The sequence below is a fragment of the Dolomitihabitans soli genome (assembly GCF_022213955.1).
In the GTDB taxonomy this organism is placed as follows: Bacteria; Actinomycetota; Actinomycetes; order Streptosporangiales; family Streptosporangiaceae; genus Streptosporangium_A; species Streptosporangium_A soli.
Genome location: NZ_JAKNTW010000001.1, coordinates 906,822 through 930,455, shown reverse-complemented (window position 1 = coordinate 930,455; position 23,634 = coordinate 906,822). Strand labels below are relative to the sequence as shown.

Annotated in this window: 27 protein-coding genes; 5 read left to right on the top strand and 22 right to left on the bottom strand. The window is 70.4% G+C overall.

The annotated features are described in order from the left end of the window. Positions 1 to 6: 6 nt before the first annotated feature. The 11 genes from MBA17_RS04200 to MBA17_RS04150 all read right to left on the bottom strand — a co-directional run bounded on the left by MBA17_RS04200 (position 7) and on the right by MBA17_RS04150 (position 10,345). Positions 7 to 759 (bottom strand): DsbA family protein, encoded by a 753-nt coding sequence (locus MBA17_RS04200; RefSeq protein ID WP_238494878.1) that lies wholly within the window; start codon positions 757 to 759, stop codon positions 7 to 9. Next, positions 759 to 1,295 (bottom strand): MauE/DoxX family redox-associated membrane protein, encoded by a 537-nt coding sequence (locus MBA17_RS04195; RefSeq protein ID WP_274384970.1) that lies wholly within the window; start codon positions 1,293 to 1,295, stop codon positions 759 to 761. Before MBA17_RS04195 ends, MBA17_RS04200 begins: the two co-directional genes overlap by 1 nt. Positions 1,296 to 1,482: 187 nt before the next feature. After that, positions 1,483 to 2,277, bottom strand: a complete 795-nt coding sequence (gene trpA, locus MBA17_RS04190) for a tryptophan synthase subunit alpha (RefSeq protein ID WP_238494876.1) — start codon at positions 2,275 to 2,277, stop codon at positions 1,483 to 1,485. A gap of 28 nt (positions 2,278 to 2,305) precedes the next feature. Then, entirely contained in the window at positions 2,306 to 3,550 is a 1,245-nt protein-coding gene (gene trpB, locus MBA17_RS04185; RefSeq protein ID WP_238494875.1) for a tryptophan synthase subunit beta, read from the bottom strand. Further along, a complete protein-coding gene (trpC, locus tag MBA17_RS04180) occupies positions 3,547 to 4,386 on the bottom strand; it encodes an indole-3-glycerol phosphate synthase TrpC (RefSeq protein ID WP_238494874.1) in 840 nt (279 codons plus the stop codon). Before trpC ends, trpB begins: the two co-directional genes overlap by 4 nt. Before the next feature lie 240 nt (positions 4,387 to 4,626). Beyond that, complete coding sequence (locus MBA17_RS04175; RefSeq protein WP_238494873.1) at positions 4,627 to 5,064, bottom strand: DUF2752 domain-containing protein; 438 nt, start codon at positions 5,062 to 5,064, stop codon at positions 4,627 to 4,629. Next, positions 5,064 to 5,459 carry a CD225/dispanin family protein gene (locus MBA17_RS04170; protein WP_238494872.1) on the bottom strand — a complete coding sequence of 132 codons (396 nt, stop codon included), beginning with the start codon at positions 5,457 to 5,459 and terminating at the stop codon, positions 5,064 to 5,066. Before MBA17_RS04170 ends, MBA17_RS04175 begins: the two co-directional genes overlap by 1 nt. A gap of 182 nt (positions 5,460 to 5,641) precedes the next feature. Continuing rightward, entirely contained in the window at positions 5,642 to 6,361 is a 720-nt protein-coding gene (locus MBA17_RS04165; protein WP_238494871.1) for a Trp biosynthesis-associated membrane protein, read from the bottom strand. Then, entirely contained in the window at positions 6,358 to 6,708 is a 351-nt protein-coding gene (gene hisI, locus MBA17_RS04160; RefSeq protein WP_238494870.1) for a phosphoribosyl-AMP cyclohydrolase, read from the bottom strand. Before hisI ends, MBA17_RS04165 begins: the two co-directional genes overlap by 4 nt. Before the next feature lie 89 nt (positions 6,709 to 6,797). Further along, a complete protein-coding gene (locus MBA17_RS04155) occupies positions 6,798 to 8,564 on the bottom strand; it encodes an ABC transporter ATP-binding protein (protein ID WP_238495041.1) in 1,767 nt (588 codons plus the stop codon). 2 nt (positions 8,565 to 8,566) lie between these two features. After that, positions 8,567 to 10,345: an ABC transporter ATP-binding protein gene (locus MBA17_RS04150; RefSeq protein ID WP_238495040.1), complete on the bottom strand. Its 1,779-nt coding sequence runs from the start codon at positions 10,343 to 10,345 to the stop codon at positions 8,567 to 8,569. Positions 10,346 to 10,471: 126 nt separating this feature from the next. On the opposite strand from MBA17_RS04150, the gene MBA17_RS04145 reads away from it, so the two are divergent. From MBA17_RS04145 to MBA17_RS04135, 3 genes are all read left to right on the top strand, one after another. Further along, the gene (locus tag MBA17_RS04145; protein ID WP_238494869.1) at positions 10,472 to 11,104 is read left to right on the top strand and encodes a TIGR03085 family metal-binding protein; all 633 of its coding nucleotides are present in this window, start codon (positions 10,472 to 10,474) and stop codon (positions 11,102 to 11,104) included. A gap of 204 nt (positions 11,105 to 11,308) precedes the next feature. Then, a complete protein-coding gene (locus tag MBA17_RS04140) occupies positions 11,309 to 11,470 on the top strand; it encodes a hypothetical protein (protein ID WP_238494868.1) in 162 nt (53 codons plus the stop codon). Positions 11,471 to 11,633: 163 nt separating this feature from the next. Next, a complete protein-coding gene (locus tag MBA17_RS04135) occupies positions 11,634 to 13,028 on the top strand; it encodes a glutamine synthetase family protein (RefSeq protein WP_238494867.1) in 1,395 nt (464 codons plus the stop codon). A 23-nt stretch (positions 13,029 to 13,051) separates the two neighbouring features. On the opposite strand, the gene MBA17_RS04130 is transcribed toward MBA17_RS04135, so the two are convergent. Next, a complete protein-coding gene (locus tag MBA17_RS04130) occupies positions 13,052 to 13,666 on the bottom strand; it encodes a hypothetical protein (RefSeq protein ID WP_238494866.1) in 615 nt (204 codons plus the stop codon). 742 nt (positions 13,667 to 14,408) lie between these two features. Here MBA17_RS04130 and MBA17_RS04125 point away from each other — a divergent pair. Next, on the top strand, positions 14,409 to 16,055 hold the full coding sequence (locus MBA17_RS04125) for an ABC transporter ATP-binding protein (protein ID WP_238494865.1): 1,647 nt from the start codon (positions 14,409 to 14,411) through the stop codon (positions 16,053 to 16,055). Positions 16,056 to 16,149: 94 nt separating this feature from the next. On the opposite strand, the gene MBA17_RS04120 is transcribed toward MBA17_RS04125, so the two are convergent. The 10 genes from MBA17_RS04120 to hisD form a co-directional block, all read right to left on the bottom strand. Next, a complete protein-coding gene (locus tag MBA17_RS04120; RefSeq protein ID WP_238494864.1) occupies positions 16,150 to 16,917 on the bottom strand; it encodes a pirin family protein in 768 nt (255 codons plus the stop codon). 71 nt (positions 16,918 to 16,988) lie between these two features. Next, entirely contained in the window at positions 16,989 to 17,759 is a 771-nt protein-coding gene (gene hisF, locus MBA17_RS04115; protein ID WP_238494863.1) for an imidazole glycerol phosphate synthase subunit HisF, read from the bottom strand. Next, on the bottom strand, positions 17,756 to 18,145 hold the full coding sequence (locus MBA17_RS04110) for a RidA family protein (RefSeq protein ID WP_238494862.1): 390 nt from the start codon (positions 18,143 to 18,145) through the stop codon (positions 17,756 to 17,758). Before MBA17_RS04110 ends, hisF begins: the two co-directional genes overlap by 4 nt. Before the next feature lie 22 nt (positions 18,146 to 18,167). Next, positions 18,168 to 18,893 carry a bifunctional 1-(5-phosphoribosyl)-5-((5-phosphoribosylamino)methylideneamino)imidazole-4-carboxamide isomerase/phosphoribosylanthranilate isomerase PriA gene (gene priA, locus MBA17_RS04105; RefSeq protein WP_238494861.1) on the bottom strand — a complete coding sequence of 242 codons (726 nt, stop codon included), beginning with the start codon at positions 18,891 to 18,893 and terminating at the stop codon, positions 18,168 to 18,170. Between the two features lie 4 nt (positions 18,894 to 18,897). Next, positions 18,898 to 19,236, bottom strand: a complete 339-nt coding sequence (locus MBA17_RS04100; RefSeq protein ID WP_238494860.1) for a hypothetical protein — start codon at positions 19,234 to 19,236, stop codon at positions 18,898 to 18,900. A 10-nt stretch (positions 19,237 to 19,246) separates the two neighbouring features. Then, positions 19,247 to 19,882 (bottom strand): imidazole glycerol phosphate synthase subunit HisH, encoded by a 636-nt coding sequence (gene hisH / locus MBA17_RS04095; protein WP_238494859.1) that lies wholly within the window; start codon positions 19,880 to 19,882, stop codon positions 19,247 to 19,249. Then, positions 19,873 to 20,028, bottom strand: coding sequence for a hypothetical protein (locus MBA17_RS04090; RefSeq protein ID WP_238494858.1), 156 nt, complete (start codon positions 20,026 to 20,028; stop codon positions 19,873 to 19,875). The genes hisH and MBA17_RS04090 overlap by 10 nt, the downstream gene beginning before the upstream one ends. Further along, positions 20,025 to 20,618, bottom strand: coding sequence for an imidazoleglycerol-phosphate dehydratase HisB (hisB, locus tag MBA17_RS04085; RefSeq protein WP_238494857.1), 594 nt, complete (start codon positions 20,616 to 20,618; stop codon positions 20,025 to 20,027). Before hisB ends, MBA17_RS04090 begins: the two co-directional genes overlap by 4 nt. Continuing rightward, a complete protein-coding gene (locus MBA17_RS04080) occupies positions 20,615 to 21,688 on the bottom strand; it encodes a histidinol-phosphate transaminase (RefSeq protein WP_238494856.1) in 1,074 nt (357 codons plus the stop codon). The genes hisB and MBA17_RS04080 overlap by 4 nt, the downstream gene beginning before the upstream one ends. Next, entirely contained in the window at positions 21,685 to 22,992 is a 1,308-nt protein-coding gene (hisD, locus tag MBA17_RS04075) for a histidinol dehydrogenase (protein WP_238494855.1), read from the bottom strand. Before hisD ends, MBA17_RS04080 begins: the two co-directional genes overlap by 4 nt. A 118-nt stretch (positions 22,993 to 23,110) precedes the next feature. Between hisD and ybaK the strand changes: the two genes are divergently transcribed. Next, positions 23,111 to 23,611, top strand: a complete 501-nt coding sequence (ybaK, locus tag MBA17_RS04070) for a Cys-tRNA(Pro) deacylase (protein ID WP_238494854.1) — start codon at positions 23,111 to 23,113, stop codon at positions 23,609 to 23,611. The last annotated feature ends 23 nt before the right edge of the window (positions 23,612 to 23,634 follow it).

The following is a 23,634-nucleotide window of genomic DNA, read 5'->3' as shown; positions in this document are numbered from 1 at the left end:
CGGCGGCTACTTGGCGGCATCAAGAACAGCTTGGCGTAGGTCACTTGGCTGGAAGGCGACATTGCCGAGCTCCTTGCCGCCCAGCAAGACGGTCGGAGTGCCCTGTTTGATGACGTTGGAGTCGAGGACCTTCTTACTGTACGCCTGATGGGCCTGGGCGTACTGCTGCGAGGTCACGCACTTCTCGAAGGCGGGATCGGTGATGCCGACGTCCTTCCCCCAGGAGACCAGGTCGGGCGTCTTGAAGCCCTCGACGGCCTCGTTGGGCTGCTCGGCGAACAACTTGTCGTGGTAGGCCAGCCACTGACCGGAGGGCGCGCACCTGGAGGCCGCGCCCGCCCGCACCGAGTTGGACTTCGTCGGATCGTCTCCGAAGATCGTGATCGGATGGAAGACGACCTTGACCTTGCCCTCGACGGCGAGGTTCTTGATCGTGCTGCCGCTGGTCGTCTCCAGCGACTGGCAGGCGGGGCACTGGAAGTCCTCGTAGATGTCCAGCACGGGGCTCTGGACACCCGCGTTGGCCATCACCACGGCGCCGTCGCTCTGCACGGTGATCGGCGCGGTCTTCTCGCTCGCCGTCTCCGACTGGCTCTGCTGCGCCGCGTACCACCAGCCTGCGCCGACCGCCGCCACGGCGACCACGGCCACGGTCGCGAAGGTGGCCATCCGCTTACGCTGCTCGCGTTTGCGATCAGCCTCACGCTGCGCCTTGATCCGATCGCGCGCCCCGGTGTCACGCGTGGCCTTGCCGCCCATCAGCCGTTCTCCTTCGTGTCGGGCGCCTCGTCGGCGTCCAGTTCGTCATCGTCATACCGGTCGTACGGCTCTCGGTCGGGGGCCAGTCCGAGAGCCGAGTCGAGTGCGAGGCGGCCGGGTGGCCGCCAGACGACCCAGGCGGCCAGCAGGAAGATGCCGAAGTCACGAACGATCTCCCAGAAGTATTCCGGTTCCTGCCCTGCCGCCAGTTGCCCGCCGCCGCCGAAACAGCCGCAGTCGATGCGCAGGCCACGAGCCCACGCGGAGGCGATGCCGATGACGAACGCGAGCATGAGCAACGCGGAGACGACGCCCGCGGCCCTCGTGAGCAGCCCGACAACCAGCAACACCCCTACGACGATCTCCAGGATCGGCAGGCCGTGACCCACCGCGGTGGCGACCTGGCCGGGGAGCAACTCGTAAGCCTCGACCGCCCGGACCGACAGCGCGGGATTGCCGATCTTCAGCCAGCCGGCGACGATCAGCACTCCAGCCACCACGAGACGGGCAACCGTTGTCACCCAGGGTAGCGCCATATTGACCCACGGCGACCTAACCGGCGCGGGCTGGTCTGAAGTCACGAGCACCATGGTCTCCTCTATGGGCTGGTGGTCGGTACGCGTTCATCCTCGGCGAGGCCACGCCGGGCGTCGCAGTCCATGGACGCGCGCGCTACCCATCTCCATCACATCACGTCGAGAATAAGGCACCGGTAAGGCACCGTCAGGCGCGAACACCCCGGGCCATCTCGGCACCGAGCTCACGTACGGCCAGCAGGCCCGCGGCCTCGTCGGGAGCGTCCAGGATACGGCGGATGAAGGCGGAGCCGACGATGACGCCGTCGGCGTAACCGGCGACCTCGGCGGCCTGCGCGCCGGTGCCCACACCGAGCCCGACGCAGACGGGCAGGTCGGTGTGCGCCCTGGTTCGTTTCACCAGGCTCTCGGCCGCCGAGCTGACGGTCTCGCGGGCGCCGGTGACGCCCATCAGCGACGCGGCGTAGACGAATCCGGTGCAGCATTCGGCGACGGCCCGGATGCGCTCCTCGGTCGAGCTCGGCGCGACCAGGAACACGGTGTCGATCCCGGCGGCGGCCGAGGCCTCGCGCCACGGCCCGGACTCCTCGGGCGTCAGGTCCGGGGTGATCGTGCCGGCGCCGCCGGCGGCGGCCAGCTCGCGGGCGAATCGCTCGACGCCGTAACGGTCGATCGGGTTCCAGTAGGTCATCACCAGCGTCGCGGCCCCGGTCGCCGCCACGCCCTCCACCGTGCGCATCACGTCGGCGATCCGGGTGCCGTTGAGCAGGGAGCGGTGCACGGCGTCCTGGATGGTGGGCCCGTCCATGAGCGGATCGGAGTACGGCAGTCCGATCTCGATGACGTCGCAGCCGGCCTCGACCATGGCGGTCGCGGCGGCGACACCGCCGTCCTTGCTGGGGAACCCGGCCGGCAGGTAGCCCACCAGCGCGGCGCGCTTCTCCGCGCGGGCCTTGTCGAACACCGAGGCGAGAGTCGTCATGGCTGAGGTCCTCATTAGTTGGCCCGTGTCACAGGTTGAAGTACTTCATCGCGGTGCCCATGTCCTTGTCGCCGCGGCCGGAGAGGTTGACCAGGATGGTCGCCTCGGGCCCGAGCTCGCGGCCCAGCTTGAGCGCGCCCGCGAGGGCGTGGGAGGACTCGATGGCCGGGATGATGCCTTCGGTCCTGGCCAGCAGGGCGAACGCGTCCATCGCCTCGGCGTCGGTGATCGCGTGGTAGGTCCCGCGGCCGGTGTCCTTGAGCCAGGCGTGCTCGGGGCCGACGCCCGGATAGTCGAGGCCGGCGGAGATCGAGTGCGAATCGATGGTCTGGCCCTCCTCGTCCTGCAGGACGTAGGTGCGCGAGCCGTGCAGGACGCCGACGGAGCCCTCGGTGAGGGTGGCGGCGTGCCGGCCGCTGGAGATGCCGTGTCCGGCGGCCTCGTATCCGTGCAGCTGGACGGCTTCGTCGCCGATGAAGGCGTGGAAGATGCCGATCGCGTTGGACCCGCCGCCGACGGCCGCGGCGACCGCGTCGGGCAGCCTGCCGGTCAGCTCCAGCATCTGCCGGCGGGCCTCGACCCCGATGATGCGGGCGAAGTCGCGCACGATCTCGGGGAACGGGTGCGGGCCGGCGACGGTGCCGAAGAGGTAGTGGGTGCGGTCGACGTTGGTGACCCAGTCGCGGAACGCCTCGTTGATGGCGTCCTTGAGGGTCTGGCTGCCGTTGTGCACGGGGACGACGGTGGCGCCGAGCAGCTTCATCCGGGCGACGTTGAGCGCCTGGCGCTCGCAGTCGACGGCGCCCATGTAGATGACGCACTCCAGGCCCAGCAGCGCCGCCGCGGTCGCCGTGGCGACACCGTGCTGGCCGGCGCCCGTCTCGGCGATCACCCGGGTCTTGCCCAGGCGTTTGGTCAGCAGCGCCTGGCCGAGCACATTGTTGATCTTGTGTGCGCCGGTGTGGGTGAGGTCCTCGCGCTTGAGCACGATCCGGGCGCCGCCCGCCTGCTCGGCGAAGCGGGGCACCTCGGTCAGCGTGGTGGGCCGGCCCGCGTAGGTGCGCAGCAGATGGTCGAACTCGCGTAGGAAGGCCACGTCGACCTTGGCCTTGGCGTACTCGGCCGCGACCTCGTCGAGCGCGGGGATGAGCGCCTCGGGCACGTAGCGGCCGCCGAAGATGCCGAACTTGCCGTACAGGTCGGGGTCGTCGCCGTGGACGCCGTTGCCGGCGAGATCGGCGGCGGTAAGGACAAAACCGTCTGTCGCGGTCATTGTTCCCCCTCGGGTCCGTTGTCCGAGCGCGTGGTGTCGAGCCGCGTGGCCGGATGCGCCCCGGCGGTCACCAGGTCGACGACCGCGGCCTTGGGGTCCTTGCCGGTGACCAGGCTCTCGCCGACGAGCACCGCGTCGGCCCCGGCCCTGGCGTAGGCGAGCAGGTCGTGCGGGCCGCGGACACCCGACTCGGCGATCTTGATCACCCCGTCGGGGACCTTGGGCGCGATCTTGGAGAAGACCTCGCGGTCGACCTCCAGCGTCTTGAGGTTGCGCGCGTTGATCCCGATGATCTTCCCGCCGGCCTCCAGGGCGCGATCGAGCTCCTCCTGGGTGTGCACCTCGACGAGCGGGGTCAGGCCGATCGACTCGGCCCGCTCGATCAGCGAGACCAGCGCGTTCTGCTCCAGCGCGGCCACGATCAGCAGGGCGAGGTCGGCACCGTAGGCCCTGGCCTCCCACAGCTGGTAGGAGGCGACGATGAAGTCTTTGCGCAGGATCGGGATGTCGACCGCCGCGCGCACGGCGGCGAGGTCGTCGAGGCTGCCGCCGAACCGGCGCTTCTCGGTCAGCACGCTGATCACGTGCGCGCCGCCCGCCTCGTAGTCGGCGGCGAGGGCGGCCGGGTCGGCGATCGCCGCCAGCGCCCCCTTGGACGGGCTCGACCGCTTCACCTCGGCGATGACCGAAACCTTGTCGCCGCCCAGTGCGGCGTAGGCGTCACGGGGGGTCGGGGCGCGCTCGGCGCGCTGCTTGAGCTCCTCCAGCGAAACGGTCTTCTGCCGTTCCGCGAGGTCGCCGCGCACCCCTTCAAGGATCTCATCGAGCACTGTCATGCCATCTCCTCGCCTTGGAGCTCGGAGTCCGCCGCCGCGAACGTCGCGAACATGCCGGGCCGATCCGTCCGCTCGCTCACCCGATCAGGGTCCCTCCGGTTGACTGCGTTTCAAAAGGCGTGGAATCCGGCTCGGTATCCCGGGGCCCTCGGCTCCGGCCGTGCGTCGCTCGTGGCCTTGTCTGCCGATGCTATCGGCCTCACCGCACTCACCCGGCCATGGGGTGGGCGACCTGCCCTGCTATGGCGCGAGGAACTCCCCGAAGGGCAGATTCCGGATGACCCAGTAAAGAATCACCACCGCGAAGAAGGCCCAGATATAGGCGGGATGGGCGAGTGTGACCCGTCTCGGCCGCCCCTGCCACGCCCTCAGCACCCACCGTCCCCACCAGAACAGCAGGAACGGAATCGTCACCACCGCGAGCGGGTTGAGGCCGAGGGCAGTGACCGGGTCCCCGTGCGCGAGCGCGTGGATCGTCCTCAACGTGCCGCATCCGGGGCAGTAGAGACCGGTGATCCACAGGAACGGACAGGTCGGATAGTGCCCTGGCTGGTTCGGATCGACCAGGCCCACGAAGGCGACCGCCGCCCCGGCCGCCGCCGCGACACCGAGCGGCGCGAGCACGGACCTGAACCGGTCCGCGCCCCGCCGCTCGGTCCGCACGGGGTCAGGGTTCATCAGTAGTCGTACGGCGTGCTCGGCAGGTTCGACGCCAGGACGACGAACAGGACGACATAGAGGATGACGATCGCGATGTTGACGATCAGGCCGGTGATCAACGCGCGCTTCCACCACGTCTTGGCCTCGTCGGAGGCCACGATCGCACCCTGGTAGTCTCCCGCCGCCCACTTCGAGTTGACCTGTGACGACTTCACGATCGACACGATACCGAAGGGCAGACAGCAGAACAGCGTGGTGAGGATCGCCGCGACGAGGTGGTTGTCGGGCGGGGTCTGGGGTGCGCCGTATCCCCCGGGCGGGCCGTAACCGCCACCGGACGGCGGGCCGTAACCCCCGCCGGGAGGCTGCGTCCCGTAGTCCCCAGGACCACCCGGCTGATTCCCGTAGCTCATTAAATGACTCCTAGTAGGTCATGTGCGAGTTGCGGGGCGAAAGCTTAGCGAGAACCGGCCGGTCGAGGATCAGTTCGTCCGCTTTGTGGACAACTTGTAACCGAGAGTCAATCTGACAGCTCGTCGGCTCGTTCCGCCGTGTGACCTCGCGCGATCATCCCAGGCGCGGCTGGGCCGGGGTTTCAGGGGTGTCCGCGGTCCGGCGGAGGCTCCGTGGTGGGGTCGTCGCCGCCGTCGATGGCGTCCCACATGGCGCGCTCGCTCCGGGGGGTCCCGGCCGGGGTCCGGCTCCTTCCCGCAGGGCTGTCGTAGCGGTCGGACATGCCGCTCCAGCGGCCGCCTCGGAGGAGGGCGGCCACGCCGGCCACCACCAGCACCAGCCCGCCGGCGATCGTCGCTCCCGGCCAGAGCCACGCCGTCTCGGTGACCACCCGGCCCGCGGTCGCGAACGACCTCTCGTCTCTGAGCGCCTCCATCGCGGCGCCGCCCGCCGTACCCGCCCGGACGCCCGCCAGGATGCCCGCGCCGCACAGCGCGACCACGACCGCCACCGCCCGGCGCCAGACGCCGCGTGCGGCCGGCACCGCCAGCGTGCCGGCGCCGGCGGCCAGGGCCAGCGGGATCAGGACGGGCGTCAGCCTGGTTCCCTCCAGCGTCACGGCGGTCCCTCCCGGGAAGCTCGCCGTCGTCCAGTCGCCGCCCGCCGCCAGCATCGTCAGGCCGGCGCCGGCGGCGCACAGCAGCACCCACAGGCCGAGCTCCCCCCGCCCGCGGCCCGCCGCGCCCTTCCCTGCCGCCGCCGCGGCCTCGGGAGGACCCTCGCGCGGGGCTTCCCGTGTGGTTTCGGAGGCGGCCGGGGCTTCGGAGGCGGAGACGCCGGGGCCGGGGTCGCGTGAGGTCATCGTGTGCCGGTCACCGCCAGGGCTCCGGCGTCGAAGCAGGTCCGGTCGCCGGTGTGGCAGGCGGCGCCCACCTGGTCGACGCGGAGCAGGATGGTGTCGCCGTCGCAGTCGAGGGCCACGGACTTCACGTGCTGCACGTTGCCCGAGGTCTCCCCCTTCACCCAGAACTCCGCACGGCTGCGCGACCAGTAGGTGGCGCGGCCGGTGCTGAGCGTGCGGTGCAGCGCCTCGTCGTTCATCCAGGCGAGCATCAGCACCTCGCCGGTGTCGTGCTGCTGGACGACGGCGGGCACCAGGCCGTCTGCGGTGCGCTTCAGCCTTGCGGCGACGTCGGGGTCGAGGGACATACCTCGATTCTGCCGCATGGGCGTCGCGGTGCCTCCTTCAGGTTCGGGAGCGGGAAGGTTCGGGAGCGGGAAGGCTCGGGCGGAGCGGGTCAGGAGCGGGCGGCGGAGATCCAGGAGGAGTGGAGGTCGGCGTAGACGCCCGGCTGGGCGACCAGGTCGGCGTGCGAGCCGCGCTGCACGATGCGGCCCCGGTCGAAGACGAGCACCTCGTCGGCCGCCTCGGCGGTGGAGAGACGGTGGGCGATGGTGACGGCGGTGCGGCCCCGGGTGACGCCTTCCAGGGCGCGGGACAGCCGTACCTCGGTGGCCGGGTCGACGGCGGAGGTGGCCTCGTCGAGGAGGAGCAGGTCGGGATCGGCGAGGTAGGCGCGGGCCAGGGCGACGAGCTGGCGTTCGCCCGCGGACAGCGACTCGCCGCGCTGGCCGACCGGGGAGTCGAGGCCGGCGGGCAGGCCCTCCAGCCAGTCGGCGAGGCCGAGTTCGGTGAGGGACAGCAGCAGTTCCTCGTCGGTGGCCGCGGGGCGGCCGAACCGGATGTTGTCGGCAAGGGTGCCGTCGAACAGGAAGCCGTCCTGGGGCACCATCACGATGCGCTCGCGGAGCGAGGAGAACTTGACGGATCGCAGGTCCTCGCCGTCGACCAGGACCCGGCCGGAGACGGGGTCCATCAGCCTGGTGAGGAGCTTGGCGAAGGTCGTCTTGCCCGAGCCGGTCTCCCCCACCACCGCGATCCGGGAGCGGGGCGGGATGGCCACCGACACCGCGTGCAGCACCGGCTCGCCGCCCGGGTAGGCGAACCCGACGGCCTCGAAGGACACGTCGATGGGGCCGCGCGGGAGTTCGACGCCCGAGGGGCCGGGGTCGGCGACGTCGGGCGGGGTGTCGAGCACGCCGAGGATGCGCCGCCAGCCGGCCACCGCGTTCTGCGCCTCGTTGAGCACCTCGGTGGCGATCTGCAGCGGTGAGATGAACAGGGTGATGAGGAACAGGAACGCCACCAGCCGGCCGGCGGTGATGTCGCCGTCCAGCCCGAGCCGGACGCCGAGCAGCACCACGCCCGCGATCGCCACCGCGGCCATCACCTCGGTGAGCGGGAAGATGGTGGCGACGATCCGCTGGGTCCGGGTCTGGGCCTGCCGGTTCGCCTCGATGGCGGCGTCGACGCGCTCCGCCGTACGTTCCTCGGAACCGTAGGCCCTGATGACGGGCGCGCCGACGACGGACTCGCTGACGGCGGACAGCACGTCGCCCGTGCGCTCACGGACCTGGGTGTAGGCGGAGGACAGCCACCGCTGGAACCTGGGCAGTGAGATCGCCATCGGCACGAAGCACGCCCACACCAGCAGCGTGAGCTGCCAGGAGTAGACGAACATGAGCACGCTGGAGACCACGAGCTGGCCGACCGCGACGACGATCATCAGTCCGCCCGACTGCATGAACGTGGTGATCTGGTCGACGTCCCCGGTCACCCGCGAGACCAGGGCGCCGCGGCGTTCGGTGTTCTGGGTGAGCACGGAGAGGTCGTGCACGTGCCGGAATCCGCGGACCCGCAGGGTGGCGAGCGAGGACTCGGTCGACTTGTAGAGCCGCACGTTCATGAGATAGCCGGCGATGGCGGTGAGCACGACGGCCGCGGCGCAGAGAAGCACGGCGGTCCTGATGTACGGCAGGTCGGGGGTGCCGTCCTTGAGACCGGTGTCGATGGTCTGCTGTACCGCGATCGGCACGATGATCTTGCCGATGGTGGCGACGACGGCCAGCCCCAGGGTACCGGCGAGCCCCTTGCGGAACTCCGGGGTCAGGGACAGCCCGTGCCGCACCGTGGCCAGCGCGGAACGCTCAACCCTCTGCAACATGGTCACGCGGAGACTCCTTCGGAGTCGGTCTCGACGGCGGCCCGCTCGGCTTCTTCACGCTCGTAGGCGGTGACCAGGTTGCGGTAGCCCGCGCAGCGGGTGATCAGCTCCTGGTGCCCGCCCCGGTCGACGACTCTGCCGTGTTCGAGGTAGACCACCTCGTCGGCGAGCGCGATGGTGGCCATCCGGTAGGCGACGACCACGACCGTGGCGGCCTCGGCGGCGTCGCGCAGGCCGTACAGGATTCTGGCCTCGACCTGTGGGTCCACGCTGGAGGTGGCGTCGTCGAGGACGAGCAGGCGGGGACGGCGGACCACGGCGCGGGCCAGGGCGATCCGCTGGCGCTGGCCGCCGGACAGGGTGGCGCCCCGCTCCCCCACCATGGTGTCCAGGGCGGCGGGCAGCGCGCTGACGAACCCGTCGGCCTGGGCGAGGCGCAGCGCCGCCCAGACGTCCTCGTCGGGGACGGGCAGGCCCAGGGTGATGTTGCCGCGGACGCTGTCGTCGAACAGGAACGCCTGCTGCGGCACCAGCGCGACCGCGCGGCTGATCCCGCCGCGCTCGATCTCCCGCAGGTCCGTCCCGTCGATGCGGACGGCTCCCGTCGCGGGGTCCACCAGGCGGGCCAGGGTCTGCACGAGCGTCGACTTGCCCGAGCCGGTCGGCCCGACCAGCGCGACCGTACGGCCGGCCGGCACCTCGAAGGTGACGTCGTGCAGCACGGTGGCGTCGTCGTAGGCGTAGCCGAGCCCATCGATCTCCAGCCTGGCCGGGGCGGTGCCGGTCAGGCTCGCCGTACCGAACTCCATGGCGCCCGACGCGTCGAGCACGGCCCGCACCCGGCGCCAGCCCACGACGCTGCGCGGGATTTCGCCGAGGACCCAGCCGAGCGCCCTGATCGGGAAGGCGAGCAGCGTGAAGAGGTAGGCGACCTGGACGAGGGTGCCCGAGTTGATCGCGCCGGCGGCTAGGCGGTGCGCGCCGATCAGGAGCACGGCGAGCACACCGAGCGTGGGCAGGGCCTCCAGCACGGGGTCGAACAGCCCGCGTACCCGGCCCACGGCGACGTTGGCGTCGCGCAGTTCGTGGGCCCTGGCCCGGAAGCGCTCGGCCTCCAGGTCCTCCCTGCCGAGGGTCTTGATTACGAGTGCGCCGTCGAAGCTCTCGTGCGCGATCTCGCTGACCTCGGCCCGGAGTTGCTGGGCCCGGGTGACCAGCGGGCTGAGTCTGCGCTGGTAGATCATGTTGATCACGGCGATCGCGGGGAAGATCAGGAAGCCGATCAGGGCGAGCACCAGGTCGGTGACGACCATTCCGACGGCGGCGGTGACCAGCATGACGATGACGCCGACCGCCATCGGCAGCGGCGCGAGCGGGGCCCAGGCGGCCTCGGCGTCGGCGCCGGCGTTGGACAGGAGCTGACCGGTGGGGTGGCGGTGGTGCCAGGCGAGGGGAAGCTTGAGGTACTGCCTGGTGACGCCGCGGCGGGAGCGGGCCTGCATGCGGTACTGCATGAGACCTGCCAGGAACCTCCGCCCGCCGACGCCCGCGGCCTTGACCACGGCCACTCCGATGATCAGCGCGACGGCGGTCAGGATCGCGCCTCGGGTGATCTCTCCCGCTCTGAAGGCGGGGAGCACGACGTTGTCGGTGGCCCAGCCGAGCGCCCACGCGGACGCGACGGTCATCACGCCGTAGACCGTGCTGGCCGCGACCGCCAGGGTGAAGATCAGGGGCTCGGCGCGGATGGCGACCGCGAGCACGTGCAGCCCTTGACGCATGACGGCGGACGTCACCTTGCTCGCCACTAGTGAAGGTGTCCTTTCCAGGGGGATTCGTACTACCTACCCATGTATCACGGCAGACCGACAGCTTTATTCCTTCACCACCCTGGCTACGATCGCGGTATGACGTACGCCCGTGAGGAACGCGCAGCGCTCAGTGACCTGCTGGACCGGCTGGGCCCGGAGGCGACGACCCTCTGCGCGGGCTGGCAGACCTTCGACCTCGCGGCCCATCTGGTGCTCCGTGAGCGCCGCCTGGACGCGGCCGCCGGCATCGCGCTCCGGCCGCTGGCCCGCTACGCCGCCTCGGTCCAGGAGGCGCTCAAGGCCAGGCACGGCTATTCCGGACTGGTACGGCTGGTGCGGAACGGCCCGGGCGGCGTCTACGGGCTCATTCCGGGCGCCGACGAGGCCGTCAACACCATGGAGTACCTCGTCCACCACGAGGACGTCCGCCGCGCACAGCCGGACTGGGAACCGCGCGACCTCCCCGAGGATCTGGAGCGGATGGTGTGGAGCCGGTTGGGCAAGATGGCCAGGCTCATGCTCCGCCGCGCACCGGTGGGGGTCGTGCTGCACCGGCTGGGCGGCGGCGTGGCGCTGGGCGGCGACCGGAACGCGGCGGCCGTCGAGGTGACGGGCAGGGGCAGCGAGTTGCTGATGTTCTGCTTCGGCCGCCAGGAACACGCCCGGGTGGAACTGTCGGGCGACGAGGCGGATGTCGCCCGCCTGCGGGCGGCCCGCCTCGGGGTGTAGCCGACCCGCGGGCGGCGACAGGGCACTCAAGAACGCACGCACACCCCCCTCGGCGGCTAGGGTTTCGACGACGGCGGGGATCGCCGCGTGGCCGCCGGGGCCACAGCGGCGACAGGACGGGAAAGCTATGATCACCCAAGTGCCCGAGAGCAACCCGGCATAACTGGGTATATACGCCAGAGATTGGACTGCGGGAGGCCCCCCATGCAGGTCAAGAAAGTCGCCACGTACGTAGCCGTGGCCTTTGTGGTCTTCTACTTGTTCACCAGGCCCGCCGAGGCCGCGACAGCGGTCAACGGCGTGCTGGACGGGATCATGAACGGCGCTGACCAACTCGCCACATTCTTCAGCCAAGTGGTGACCTGAGTGTCACGGTAGGAAGGGTTTCCCGGGCGCGGACAGTGTCGTCACCGCCCGCCCAAGGATCAAACCGGGCTTCCCGCCCATTGTGACCGCGGCGTCCTTCCGCGGCACCGTCGAAGTGTGGATTGTGCTATCCCCAGCGCCGGGAACGTGTTACGCAGACAGAGTGACAGATCGCCGAAACACCGCCGGAGTCCAAGGGCTCGACACGGCCTCCCGCCGCGTCCTTGAGCGGGCCGAGGTAGAGGGGATCGATCTGATCCGGTTCCTCTACGCCGACCACGGCGGAGTGATCCGCGGGAAGGCCGCCTCGCGTCCGAGGCTGGCCGAGCGCCTGCGCACCGGGATCGGCCACACGGTGGCGATGATGGCCATGAACATGCTCGACCAGCTTCAGGAGGTCGAGGGCCTGGGACCGGTGGGCGAGGTGCGGCTGATGCCCGACCCGGCGACGTTCGTGCCGCTGCCGTACGCGCAGGGGGCCGGAGCGATGCTGTGCGAACTGCGCACTCCCGGCGGCGGGGCGTGGGCCGCCTGTCCGCGGACCTTCCTGCGCGAGGCGGTCGAGTCGCTGGCCGCCGAGGGCTACACCTTGGTGGCCGCCTTCGAGCCGGAGTTCACCCTGGGCAGGAGGGAGCCCACCGAGGGCCTCGACCGGCTCGCCCCGGTCGACGACAGCCTCTGCTACTCGACCACCGGCTTCGACGTGGCGCACGATTACATCGCCCAGCTGATCAAAGCCATGGAGACGCAGGGCCTTCGGGTTGAGCATTACCATCCCGAGCTGGGTCACGGCCAGCAGGAGTTGTCGATCCGGCACGCGCCCGCGCTGCGGGCCGCCGACAACCAGATCATCTATCGGGAGACCGTACGCGGGGTCGCGCTGCGGACGGGCCTGTGGGCCTCGCTCGCCCCCAAGCCGCTGGCCGACCAGGCGGGCAACGGCGCGCACCTGCACCTGTCGCTGTGGGATCCGGAGACCACCACCAACCTGTTCGACTCCCCCGCCGATCCGGACGGCCTGTCCGAACTCGGCCATCACTTCGTCGGCGGCCTGCTCGCGCATCTGCCCGCGCTGGTCGCGCTGACCTGCGGCACGGTCAACAGCTTCCGCCGGCTGGCGCCCCGGATGTGGTCCAGCGCCTACGCCTGCTACGGCCTGGACAACCGGGAGGCGGCCGTCCGGATCTGCTCGCCGCTGGCCGCGGGTTCGGCCAACCTGGAGTACAAGCCCTCCGACTCCTCGGCCAACCCCTATCTGTCGCTGGGCGCCGTCATCCACGCCGGGCTGGACGGCGTGCGCCGCCGGCTCGATCCGGGCGACGCGCTCGCCGTCGACCCCGACACGCTGACCGGCGACGCGCGGGCCAGGCTGGGGATCGAGCGGCTGCCCGCGAGCCTCGGCGAGGCCCTGGACGCGCTGGAGGCCGATGAGCTTCTGATGGAAGCCCTCGGCCCCCTGCGTCGCAGTGCCTATCTCGCCGTCAAACGGTCCGAGGCGGCGGCCTTCGCCGCCCAGGACGAGTCATACGAACTGTTCCACCACTTCCGCGTCTTCTGACGGGGACGCGGGAGGGCGTTCGCTCAGTTCGCCAAGTCGCCGCCCTCCTCGGAGCCGACCGGCGGGTTCTCCGGCGCGGCGCCCTTCAGCACCCGGTGGCAGTGGTGACGGACGCCCTTGCACCTCAGGTCCGGGATGATGAGCCTGCGCACGCGCAGGGTGGTGCGGAGCCGGCTGATCAGGGTGATCTTCCTGATCTGGGTGTCCTCGTCGACCTCGACCTTCACGCAGCGCAGCCAAACGGCCCTGACGCCCAGCCGGGAGTCGAACTCGACGCTCTCGCTGTCGTGCCCGTAGCCGTGGTCGTCGAGCCCCATTCCCACTTCCCTGCTGACCCGCCTGGATCCCGCGCGGTTGAACGCGCTGCTGGCGACGGTCGCGTGGGTGGACTCCACCGGACAGCGCACCTGGACGACGATCTCGGAGTCCCGTCGCGGACGCCACGGCGTGAGGCGCAGCGCCGTCAGATGGGGATCCTTCCTGGCGTCCTCATCCCCATTCCCTCCTCCGCCGCCGCCTCCGGTCGGCCCACCGGCATTCTGCATGGCGGCCGCGACTTCGGCGACGGCCGCCTGTGGGAGAACGATCGGCCCCACCATCAGGGCGGCGAGCGCCCCTGCCCCTATAAGCAAACGCATGTGTCTTCTCCTCCTGCCGGGCAGGACGCCCGATCTCTGGCGTTGGAGGGTTGGTTGGTAAAGATGACCCCATACCGGCCCTGAACAGGCCAGCCGGTCCAGTATGCGGCCCTGTCACGCGTTGTACGTGTAACGCCACGCGGTGTTACAAGGATCAAACCACCAAGTCGGCACGAGTACGGCAGGCATCGTCATGGCGCCAACGGGAAGCAACCACACCCCACCTTGCCAATAGCTGCCCCATACGTCGATAAAACGCGAAGCTTCCGCTCTACCCTTTAACCCGAATTTAATCTGATAGCACCAACGTTAATCTGGAATAAGCCGATAAAGAATCTTCGGAGTAGATCGATGCCCCTTTTATCGATTTCGCCTGATTACGCATGGTAACTTCTCGGTGACAGCGCAAATCGGCTAGTCAACGAGGGGGATCCATGAGCATCAGCCTGTTCCCGACCTTCGGTGGGTTCGGTGGATTCGGTGGTTGTGGTTGCCGCCGCCGCCGTTTCGGCTGCGGCTGCGGCTGCCGTCGTCGGTTCTTCGGCTGCGGCGGCGGTTGTGGCCGTCGCAGGTTCTGGTGGTAGAAACACCGGGTGGGGGCCGGCGGGACAACCGCCGGCTCCCACCCCCTTCCCCGCTCTCGCCGGAGGAGGAGGAGACACCGGCGCTCGCGCCGGTCGTTTCCATTCGGCAGACCATTCGGCGATTCTGGCCGTACACCCGCGGTTCTCGCAGGTTGTTCGTGGCCGGAATCGTCTTCGCTATCGTGGCGGCCGCCTGTGAGGTCGGCGCGATCGGACTGTTCGGTCACATCACCGATGAAGTACTCGCCAGGGGCCAACTCGATGCGTTCTGGTTGCCTGGTCTTGCCTGGCTGGGAGTGGCCCTGGTGGCCGCCCTGGCCTCATTTGTCGGAAACTACTCCACCGCTCTGGGCGGGGAGCGTTTCCTGCTTAATCTGCGTGACAAGGTGTTCTCGCACCTGCAGACGCTAACGCCCGACTACTTCGAGAACCGCCGGCTCGGTGACCTGATGGCCAGGCTCACCGACGACATCGAGGCCATCGAGGAGCTGATCGGCTCCGGACTGGTCAGGGCGTTCACGACCGTCGTCAGCGTTATCTTCTTCGTCGGCGCGGCCTTCTACATCCGCTGGGACCTCGCACTGGTCACGATGACGCTGATCCCGGCGTTCCTGCTGGTCTCCAAGGGCTTCGCGGGAAGGTTCAGGACCGCGTCCGCGCGGGAGCGAACCAGCAACGGCGCGATGAACAGCGTCATCGAGGAGAGCCTGGCCAACCAGTCTCTCGTCCAGGCGCACAACCGCCAGGAGACCGAGGCGGGACGCCTGCACAACGAGGGCGTCACCTGGCTGCGGGCCAACATGTCCCAGGCCAAGCTGTCCGCCACGTACGGCCCGATCGTGCAGATCCTGGAGACCATCTGCCTGCTGGTCATCATCGGATTCGGCGCGTGGGAGATCGCCTCCGGCCGCCTCACCATCGGCGGACTGCTGGCCTTCGCGGCCTATCTCGCCTATCTGTACCCCGCGGTGCAGAGCCTCGGCGAGCTCGCGCTGACCGTCTCGGAGGCGGCAGCGGGCTCCGACCGCGTCGTCGAGGTCCTTCATGCCCAGCCGAGCGTCACCGACCGTGACGTCATCGCGCCGACGCCCGCGCCGGTGCGCGGCCGGGTGGAGTTCGAGCACGTCGGCTTCACCTATCCGAACCGGACCAAGGCCACGTTGGCCGACCTGTCGTTCACCGCGGAACCGGGCGACCTGCTGGCCTGCACCGGGCCGAGCGGCGCCGGCAAGTCGACCATCGCCAAGCTCCTGCTCCGCTTCTACGATCCGAGCGCCGGGCGGATCCTGCTCGACGGGATCGACCTGCGCGACATGTCACGCCATGACCTGCGCGAGGCCGTCACCCTGCTGCAACAGGAGAACCTGCTCTTCTCGGCGACCGTACGCGACAACATCGCCTATGGCCGTCCGGGAGCCACCATGGACGAGATCGTTCAGGCCGCCATCACGGCGGACGTGCACGATTTCGTCACCACGCTGCCGCAGGGATACGACACACCGGTCGGGCAACGCGGCAGACTGCTGTCCGGCGGGCAGCGCCAGCGCATCGCCATCGCGCGGGCCGTCCTGCGCGACGCTCCGGTGCTCATCCTCGACGAGCCCATGACCGGGCTCGACGCGCCCACCGCGGCCAGAATCATGGAACCTCTCCGCAGGCTCATGTCCGGCCGCACCACCATCCTCATATCCCACGACCTCCGGTTCGTGCCGGAGACGCGGCACCGGATCGAACTCGGCCCCGCCGGGTCCGACGATCCGCCGGTGCTGAGCGTCTCGATCAACGGGGACTCCGGTCTCGGATGATTCGTTGATCATGTGGGGGTGCCTGGTCACCAGGAGTGGCCGGAGTCCTCACCGTCGCCCGTGCCGGGCGGGGTGAGCTCCGGCCGCCGGCGTGTCACGCGGCGAGCGTGGCGTGCATCTCCCAGACCAGGATCTCCGCGGGCGTGGTGGCGGTGACGCGCTGCCCGCCGGTGGCGGTGAAGCGGACGGCGTCGCCTTCCGCGAGTGCGCCCGCTCCTTCGAGCGTGACCTCGCCGCGCGGCACGAACAGGTGCAGGAAGGGTGCTTCGGGGAGCAGCACGCTGCGTCCCGGCTCGATCCTGGCGACGTGCAGCGCCGCGTACTTGTTCTTGATCCGGATCGCCGCGTTCCCCTGGTGCTCCGGCATCCCCGAGGCGACGGCGACCAGGCCGCCGCGCAGCAGTTCGTCGTCGATTTCGAGCTGCTCGTACCCCGGCGCGATGCCACCCTCATCAGGAACCACCCACATCTGGACGAAGTGCACCGGGTCGGCGTGCTCGTCGCCGCCCCGAAGCCGCCAGGAGTCGTTCTTCTCCGAGTGGAGGATGCCGGTGCCCGCGCTCATCCGCTGGGCGAGCCCGGGATAGATGACGCCCGAGTGACCCTCGGAGTCCTGGTGGACCAGGGAGCCGCGCAGCACCCAGGTGACGATCTCCATGTCCCGGTGCGGATGGGTCTCGAACCCGGCGCCCGGCCGGACCACGTCGTCGTTGTTCACGAGCAGCAGCCCGTGGTGGACGTTGGCCGGGTCGCGGTGGTGGCCGAAGGAGAAGGAGTGCTTGGAGTCGAGCCAGTCGATCTTCGTGGCGAACCTGTCCGCGGCGCGCCGTACGTCGATCACGGGCTGGGTGGTGGCGTTCATGCCGACCCTCCTCTATTTGATTGAAGGTTAAACTACATACCACCTCTGTTTGTTCCTGGCCCCCGGGACGGCTAGCGGACCGGGTGACCGGCGGCGCGCAGGCTCGCCTTGATCTCGGGAATCTTGAGCTGGCCGAAGTGCAGCACGCTGGCCGCCAGGACCGCGTCCGCCCCCGCCGCCACCGCCGGGGCGAAGTGCTCCAGAGCGCCCGCCCCACCGCTGGCGATCACCGGAACCGACACGGCGGCCCGCACGGCACGAAGCATCTCCAGGTCGTAGCCCTCACGGGTGCCGTCGCCGTCCATGGAGTTGAGCAGGATCTCGCCCACCCCGAGCTCCTCGCCACGACGTGCCCACTCGACCGCGTCGATGCCGGTGCCCCGGCGGCCACCATGCGTGGTGACCTCGAAGCCGCTCGGGGTCGGCGGCCCGTCGACGACCCGGCGGGCGTCGACCGACAGCACCACGCACTGGGCGCCGAACCGCCTGGACGCCTCGGTCAGCAACTCGGGCCGCGCGATGGCGGCGGTGTTCAGCGCCACCTTGTCGGCGCCGGCCCGCAACAGGCGGTTCACGTCGTCGACCGCGCGCACCCCGCCGCCCACGGTCAGCGGGATGAACACCTGCTCGGCGGTACGGCGGACCACGTCGTACATGGTCTCCCGCTGCCCCGAGGAGGCCGTGATGTCGAGAAAGGTCAGCTCGTCGGCGCCCTCCGCGTCATAGCGCTTGGCCAGCTCGACCGGATCGCCCGCATCGCGCAGGTTCTCGAAGTTGACGCCCTTGACCACCCGCCCGGCGTCTACGTCCAGACAGGGGATCACTCGTACGGCGACGCTCACGCCGCTCCTTCCCGATATGCCTCGACCTCCACCTCGACCAGCATCCGCGGGTCGATGAGGCCGGCCACCTGCACCCCGGTGCACGCCGGCCGCACGTGCCCGAAGACCTGCCTGTGCGCGGCGCCCACCTCGTCATAGTGTCGCTCGTCGACGATGTAGTAGCGGGTCCTGACCACATCGTGGCACGACAGGCCCGCCTTCTCCACCGCCTCGAGAGCGATGGCGAACGCCGTCAGCGCCTGCTTGCGGGCATCGCCCACATGCAGGACCTCTCCGTCGACGGTCGCCGTGCTGCCCGAGACGATCACCCATGGTCCCGCCAGCACCGCCCGGGCGTAGCCGTACCGCTTCTCCCAGGTCCCGCCGCTGAAGATCCGATTGTCCACCGCGATGCCCTCCGCACCCTGCCTAGGAAGTCCCGACTGCGGCGAGGGCCTCCTGGAGCGTGAAGGCCCGCGCGTACAGCGCCTTCCCCACGATGGCGCCCTCCACACCGGCCGGCACCAGGGAGGACAGCGCGCGGAGATCGTCCAGCGACGAGACACCACCGCTGGCGATCACCGGCTTGTCGGTCCGCGAGCAGAACTCCTGCAGCAGCTCCACGTTGGGACCCCGCAGCGTGCCGTCCTTGGTCACGTCGGTGAGCACGTAGCGGGGGCAGCCGTCGGCCTCCAGCCGGTCGAGGACCTCCCACAGGTCACCGCCCTCGCGGGTCCATCCCCTGGCGGCCAGGGTGGTGCCCCTGACGTCCAGCCCGACGGCGATCTGGTCGCCGTGCTCAGCGATGATCTTCGCGCACCAGGCCGGGTCCTCCAGCGCGGCCGTGCCGATGTTGACCCGGCGGCAACCGGTGGCCAGGGCGGCGTCGAGCGACGCGTCGTCCCTGATCCCGCCGGACATCTCGACCTTCACATCGAGCGCGGCCACCACCGAGGCCAGCAGCTCACGGTTGTTCCCGCGCCCGAAGGCCGCGTCGAGGTCGACGAGGTGGATCCACTCCGCCCCCGCCTCCTGCCAGGCGAGCGCGGCGGCGAGCGGATCGCCGTAGGACGTCTCGGATCCCGCCTCGCCCTGGACCAGGCGTACGGCTTGGCCGTCCGCGACGTCCACGGCGGGCAGCAGCACCAGCGACATGTGTTCAAGACCTCCGGTCGAAGACAAGGGTGACGAGCATCGGGAGTAGCAACAATGACAGCACCAGGACCCCGAACCACGCCGCCCAGCTGGACAGCAGCAGCCACGCGATCAGCTGGATGATCAGGAAGAGCACGGCGACCACGCCGTTCTGCGCGCGGCGCCTGCGCGCGAGCACCCCGCCCTGCCTGACCACCCTGATCGGGCGGGGCAGCAGGGCGGCGAGCCTGCCGCGGAACCGGCGGCGTCTGGCGCGCCTGGCCTCACGCGCGGCGCTGACCTCCGCCGCCCTGGCGCGCTCGGCCTCGCGCGCGGCCCTGCGCCTGGCCCGCTCCTTGCTCACGTCAAGAAACTCACTTCAGGGTCCCGATCCAGTTCTCCAGCAGGGTGGCCCCCGCGTCGCCGGACTTCTCCGGGTGGAACTGGGTGGCCGTGAGCGCGCCGTTCTCGACCGCGGAGACGAACGGCACACCGTGTTCCGTCCAGGTCACCAGCGGGTCGGTGAAGCCCGGGCCGACGTTCAGCTGCCAGTCGCGCACGCCGTAGGAGTGCACGAAGTAGAACCGGGTGTCGGACGGCAGCCCCGCGAACAGCACCGAGCCCTCGGGCGCGTCGACGGTGTTCCACCCCATGTGCGGCAGCACGGGCGCGTCGAGCCGCTCCACCGTGCCCGGCCACTCACCACAGCCCTTGGTGTGGACGCCGTGCTCGACGCCCTCCTCGAACAGGATCTGCATGCCGACGCAGATGCCGAGGACCGGCCGCCCGGCGGACAGCCGCCTGGCGATCAGCCGGTCGCCCTGGACCCCGGTGAGCCCGGCCATGCACGCGGCGAACGCGCCCACGCCCGGCACCACCAGGCCGTCGGCCTCCAGCGCCGCGTCGTAGTCGCTGGTCACGGTGACTTCGGCGCCGACTCTGGCCAGCGCGCGCTCGGCCGACCGCAGATTGCCCGACCCGTAGTCGAGCACGACGAGCCTCACCACCACAACACCCCCGCGGTGATCGCCAGGGCCGCGGCGACGCCCAGCACTCCGGCGAACACCTTCAGCCCCTGTTTGAAGAAGGAGACGACCCCGCCGATCATGAAGAGGCCGACGAAGACCATGACGGCCGCGGTCCAGTTCTCCGTCACAGCACGCCCTTCGTGCTCGGCACCCCGGTGGCGCGGGGGTCGGGCTCCGACGCCTCGCGCAGCGCCCTGGCCAGCGCCTTGAACTGGGCCTCCACGATGTGGTGCGCGTTGCGCCCGTAGGGCACGTGGACGTGCAGGCAGATCGCGGCCTGGGCGACGATCGACTCCAGGATGTGCCTGGTCATCGTCGTGTCGTAGTCGGGGCCGATCATCGGGGCCATGCCCTCGGGCTCGCTGTGCACGAGGTACGGCCGGCCGGAGAGGTCGACGGTCACCTGCGCCAGCGACTCGTCGAGCGGGCACGACGCGCTACCGAACCGCCGGATGCCCGACTTGTCGCCCAGCGCCTCACGGAACGCGGCGCCCAGCGCCAGCGCCGTGTCCTCGATCGTGTGATGGGCGTCGATGTGCAGGTCGCCCTCGGTCTTCACGGTCAGGTCGAACAACCCGTGCTTGCCGAGCTGGGCCAGCATGTGGTCGAAGAACCCGACCCCGGTGGACACCTCGACCCGCCCGGTGCCGTCGAGGCCCACCTCGACCAGCACCGAGGTCTCCTTCGTCGCCCGCTCGACACGCCCGACCCTGTTCACAGCACACCCTCCAGGGCGGCCCTGAAGGCCGCCGTCTCCTCGCGGGTGCCGATCGACACCCGCAGCCACTCGGGCGGCCCGACCTCGCGGATCAGCACCCCCCGCTCCAGCAGCCCCGTCCAGACGGCCCGCCGGTCCGCGAACCGCCCGAACAACACGAAGTTCGCATCCGAGTCGGCGACCTCCAGGCCCTTGCCCCGCAGCCACCCGACCAGCGCGTCCCGCTCCGCCCGCAGCAGGTCGACGGTGCCCAGCAGCTCCTCGCGGTGCGCCAGCGCGACCCGCGCCGCCGCCTGGGTGAGCGTGGACAGATGGTACGGCAGGCGGACGAGCAGCAGCGCCTCGATGACCGCGGGATGCGCCGCCAGGTAGCCCAGCCGGGTGCCGGCCATCGCGAACGCCTTGGACATCGTGCGCGTCACGATCAGCCGCGGATGCCCGGGCAGCAACGCCAGCGCCGACGGGGTGCCGGTGCGGGCGAACTCGAAGTAGGCCTCGTCGACCACCACCATGCCCGGCGCCGCGGCGACCACCCGCTCGATCACCTCGGGCGCCAGCGCGGTGCCGGTCGGATTGTTCGGCGAGGTCAGGAAGACCACGTCGGGCCGGTGCTCCTCGATCGCGGCCACGGCCTTGCCGGCGTCGAGCCCGAAGTCGTCCTCGCGGGCCCCGGAGATCCACTCCGTGGAGGAGCCCGCGGTGATGATCGGGTGCATCGAGTAGGACGGCTCGAAGCCCATCGCCGAACGACCGGGGCCGCCGAACGCCTGCAGGATCTGCTGGAGCACCTCGTTCGACCCGTTGGCCGCCCAGACGCGCTCGGCGGTCAGCCCGTGGCCCAGGTAGTCGGCGAGGTCGGCGCGCAGGTCGAGGGCGTCACGGTCGGGATAGCGGTTGAGGCTTCCGGCGCTGCGCCGTACGGCCTGGGCCAGGTCCTCGACCAGCGCGGGAGAGGGTGAGTAGGGGTTCTCGTTGGTGTTGAGCCTGACCGGCACGTCGATCTGCGGCGCGCCGTACGGCGTGCGTCCGCGCAAATCATCGCGGATGGGCAGGTCGTCCAGTGACGTCACTCCGGGATCCCCCAGTCGAACCTCGCTCGGATGGCCGCCCCGTGCGCGGGCAGGTCTTCGGCGTCGGCCAGCACGCACACGTGGGCCGCGGCTCCGGCGAGTGCCTCGCGGCTGTAGTCGACGACGTGGACGCCGCGCAGGAAGGTCTGCACGGACAGCCCCGAGGAGTGGCAGGCGCAGCCGCCGGTGGGCAGCACGTGGTTGGACCCGGCCAGATAGTCGCCGAGGGAGACCGGCGAGTAGGCCCCGACGAAGACGGCGCCGGCGTTGCGCACGCGGGCGGCCACCTCGCGGGCATCGGCCGTGTGGATCTCCAGGTGCTCGGCCGCGTAGGTGTCGACGACCTTCAGGCCGTCGTCGATGCCGGACACGAGCACGATGCCCGACTGGCGCCCGGCGAGGGCCTCGCCGATGCGGTCGGCGTGCCGGGTGGCCGCGACCTGGGCGGCGAGCTCCTTGCCCACCGCGTCGGCGAGCTCTTCGTCATCGGTGACCAGGACCGCGGCGGCGATCACGTCGTGCTCGGCCTGGCTGATCAGGTCGGCCGCGACGTGCACCGGGTCGGCGGTCCGGTCGGCCAGGATGGCGATCTCGGTGGGGCCGGCCTCGGAGTCGATGCCGATCCGGCCCTTGAGCAGCCGCTTGGCCGCGGTCACCCAGATGTTGCCCGGTCCGGTGACCATGACGGCGGGCGCGCACTCCTCCGTGCCGTAGGCGAACATCGCCACGGCCTGGGCGCCACCCACGGCGTAGACCTCATCGACGCCGAGCAGCGCGCAGGCCGCCAGGATCGCCGGGTGCGGCAGGCCGCCGAAATCGGACTGCGCGGGGCTCGTCACCGCGAGCGAGGGAACGCCCGCCTCCTGGGCGGGCACCACGTTCATGACCACGCTTGAGGGGTAGACGGCCCGGCCGCCCGGCACGTAGAGGCCGACCCGATCGACCGGGATCCAGCGCTCGGTGACCGTGCCGCCCGGCACGACCTGCGTGGTGGTGTCGGTGCGCCGCTGGTCGCGGTGGACCAGCCTGGCACGGCGGATGGACTCCTGGAGCGCCGCGCGCACCCGGGGGTCGAGCGCCTCCAGCGCGCCGGTGATCGCCTCGGCGGGGACGCGGGTGGAACCGAGCTCCACCCCGTCGAATCGCGCGGTGAGCTCCCTGATCGCGGCCACGCCGCGATGGCGCACGTCCTCGCAGATCAGACGCACCTTCTCCAGGGCGGCCTCGACGTCGAGATCGGCACGCGGCAGCACGGCGCGGAGGTCATCGGGAAGACCCTCGCGCAGATCGATACGGGAAATCACCCCACCAGTCTACGGAGGCCAGGAACCGAACCCGCTTCTGTCCATCATTCGGACACTTTCTTTCCACCCCGCTTCCTTTACAATGTAGATTTCTAGCCGTGCTCTAGGCTCCCATGGTGTGGGCAAGACCAGGAACAAGGGCGGTCAGGGCACTCCCGCCACCGTCGCGCTGAGCAAGGCCGCGCTCGACTTCACGCTGCACCCCTACGAGCACGACGCGAACGCCCAGGCCTATGGCGAGGAAGCCGCCGACGCGCTCGGCGTGCCGTACGAGCGGATCTTCAAGACGCTGGTGGCCGAGGTCGACGGCGGGCTCGCGGTGGCCGTGGTGCCGGTGGCGGGCAAGCTCGACCTCAAGGCGTTCGCGGCGGCGCTGGGGAGCAAGCGGGCCGCGATGGCCGACGCGGCCAAGGTGGAGCGGGTCACCGGCTACGTGGTCGGCGGGATCAGCCCGCTGGGGCAGCGCAGGGCGCTGCCGACCGTGGTCGACGGCTCGGCGCTGGAGTTCGGCACGATCTACTTCTCGGCGGGCCGCAGGGGGCTGCAGATCGAGACCGCGCCCGGCAACCTGGTGGGCCTCGCCCAGGCCGTGACCGCCCCGATCGCCAGAGCGGGCTGACCGCGACCAAGCCGACCGAGCCG

What these genes read in the sequence shown, in the direction of transcription:
- MBA17_RS04170 (WP_238494872.1), bottom strand. Translation starts at nt 5,459, where the DNA reads ATGAGCTACGGGAATCAGCCGGGTGGTCCTGGGGACTACGGGACGCAG.
- MBA17_RS04140 (WP_238494868.1), top strand. Translation starts at nt 11,309, where the DNA reads ATGCAGGTCAAGAAAGTCGCCACGTACGTAGCCGTGGCCTTTGTGGTC.
- trpB (WP_238494875.1), bottom strand. Translation starts at nt 3,550, where the DNA reads ATGACCGCGACAGACGGTTTTGTCCTTACCGCCGCCGATCTCGCCGGC.
- MBA17_RS04145 (WP_238494869.1), top strand. Translation starts at nt 10,472, where the DNA reads ATGACGTACGCCCGTGAGGAACGCGCAGCGCTCAGTGACCTGCTGGAC.
- hisI (WP_238494870.1), bottom strand. Translation starts at nt 6,708, where the DNA reads ATGTCCCTCGACCCCGACGTCGCCGCAAGGCTGAAGCGCACCGCAGAC.
- MBA17_RS04155 (WP_238495041.1), bottom strand. Translation starts at nt 8,564, where the DNA reads ATGTTGCAGAGGGTTGAGCGTTCCGCGCTGGCCACGGTGCGGCACGGG.
- MBA17_RS04200 (WP_238494878.1), bottom strand. Translation starts at nt 759, where the DNA reads ATGGGCGGCAAGGCCACGCGTGACACCGGGGCGCGCGATCGGATCAAG.
- priA (WP_238494861.1), bottom strand. Translation starts at nt 18,893, where the DNA reads ATGTCGCTGGTGCTGCTGCCCGCCGTGGACGTCGCGGACGGCCAAGCC.
- MBA17_RS04120 (WP_238494864.1), bottom strand. Translation starts at nt 16,917, where the DNA reads ATGAACGCCACCACCCAGCCCGTGATCGACGTACGGCGCGCCGCGGAC.
- MBA17_RS04150 (WP_238495040.1), bottom strand. Translation starts at nt 10,345, where the DNA reads ATGCGTCAAGGGCTGCACGTGCTCGCGGTCGCCATCCGCGCCGAGCCC.
- trpC (WP_238494874.1), bottom strand. Translation starts at nt 4,386, where the DNA reads ATGACAGTGCTCGATGAGATCCTTGAAGGGGTGCGCGGCGACCTCGCG.
- MBA17_RS04165 (WP_238494871.1), bottom strand. Translation starts at nt 6,361, where the DNA reads ATGACCTCACGCGACCCCGGCCCCGGCGTCTCCGCCTCCGAAGCCCCG.
- MBA17_RS04175 (WP_238494873.1), bottom strand. Translation starts at nt 5,064, where the DNA reads ATGAACCCTGACCCCGTGCGGACCGAGCGGCGGGGCGCGGACCGGTTC.
- MBA17_RS04130 (WP_238494866.1), bottom strand. Translation starts at nt 13,666, where the DNA reads ATGCGTTTGCTTATAGGGGCAGGGGCGCTCGCCGCCCTGATGGTGGGG.
- trpA (WP_238494876.1), bottom strand. Translation starts at nt 2,277, where the DNA reads ATGACGACTCTCGCCTCGGTGTTCGACAAGGCCCGCGCGGAGAAGCGC.
- MBA17_RS04195 (WP_274384970.1), bottom strand. Translation starts at nt 1,295, where the DNA reads ATGGCGCTACCCTGGGTGACAACGGTTGCCCGTCTCGTGGTGGCTGGA.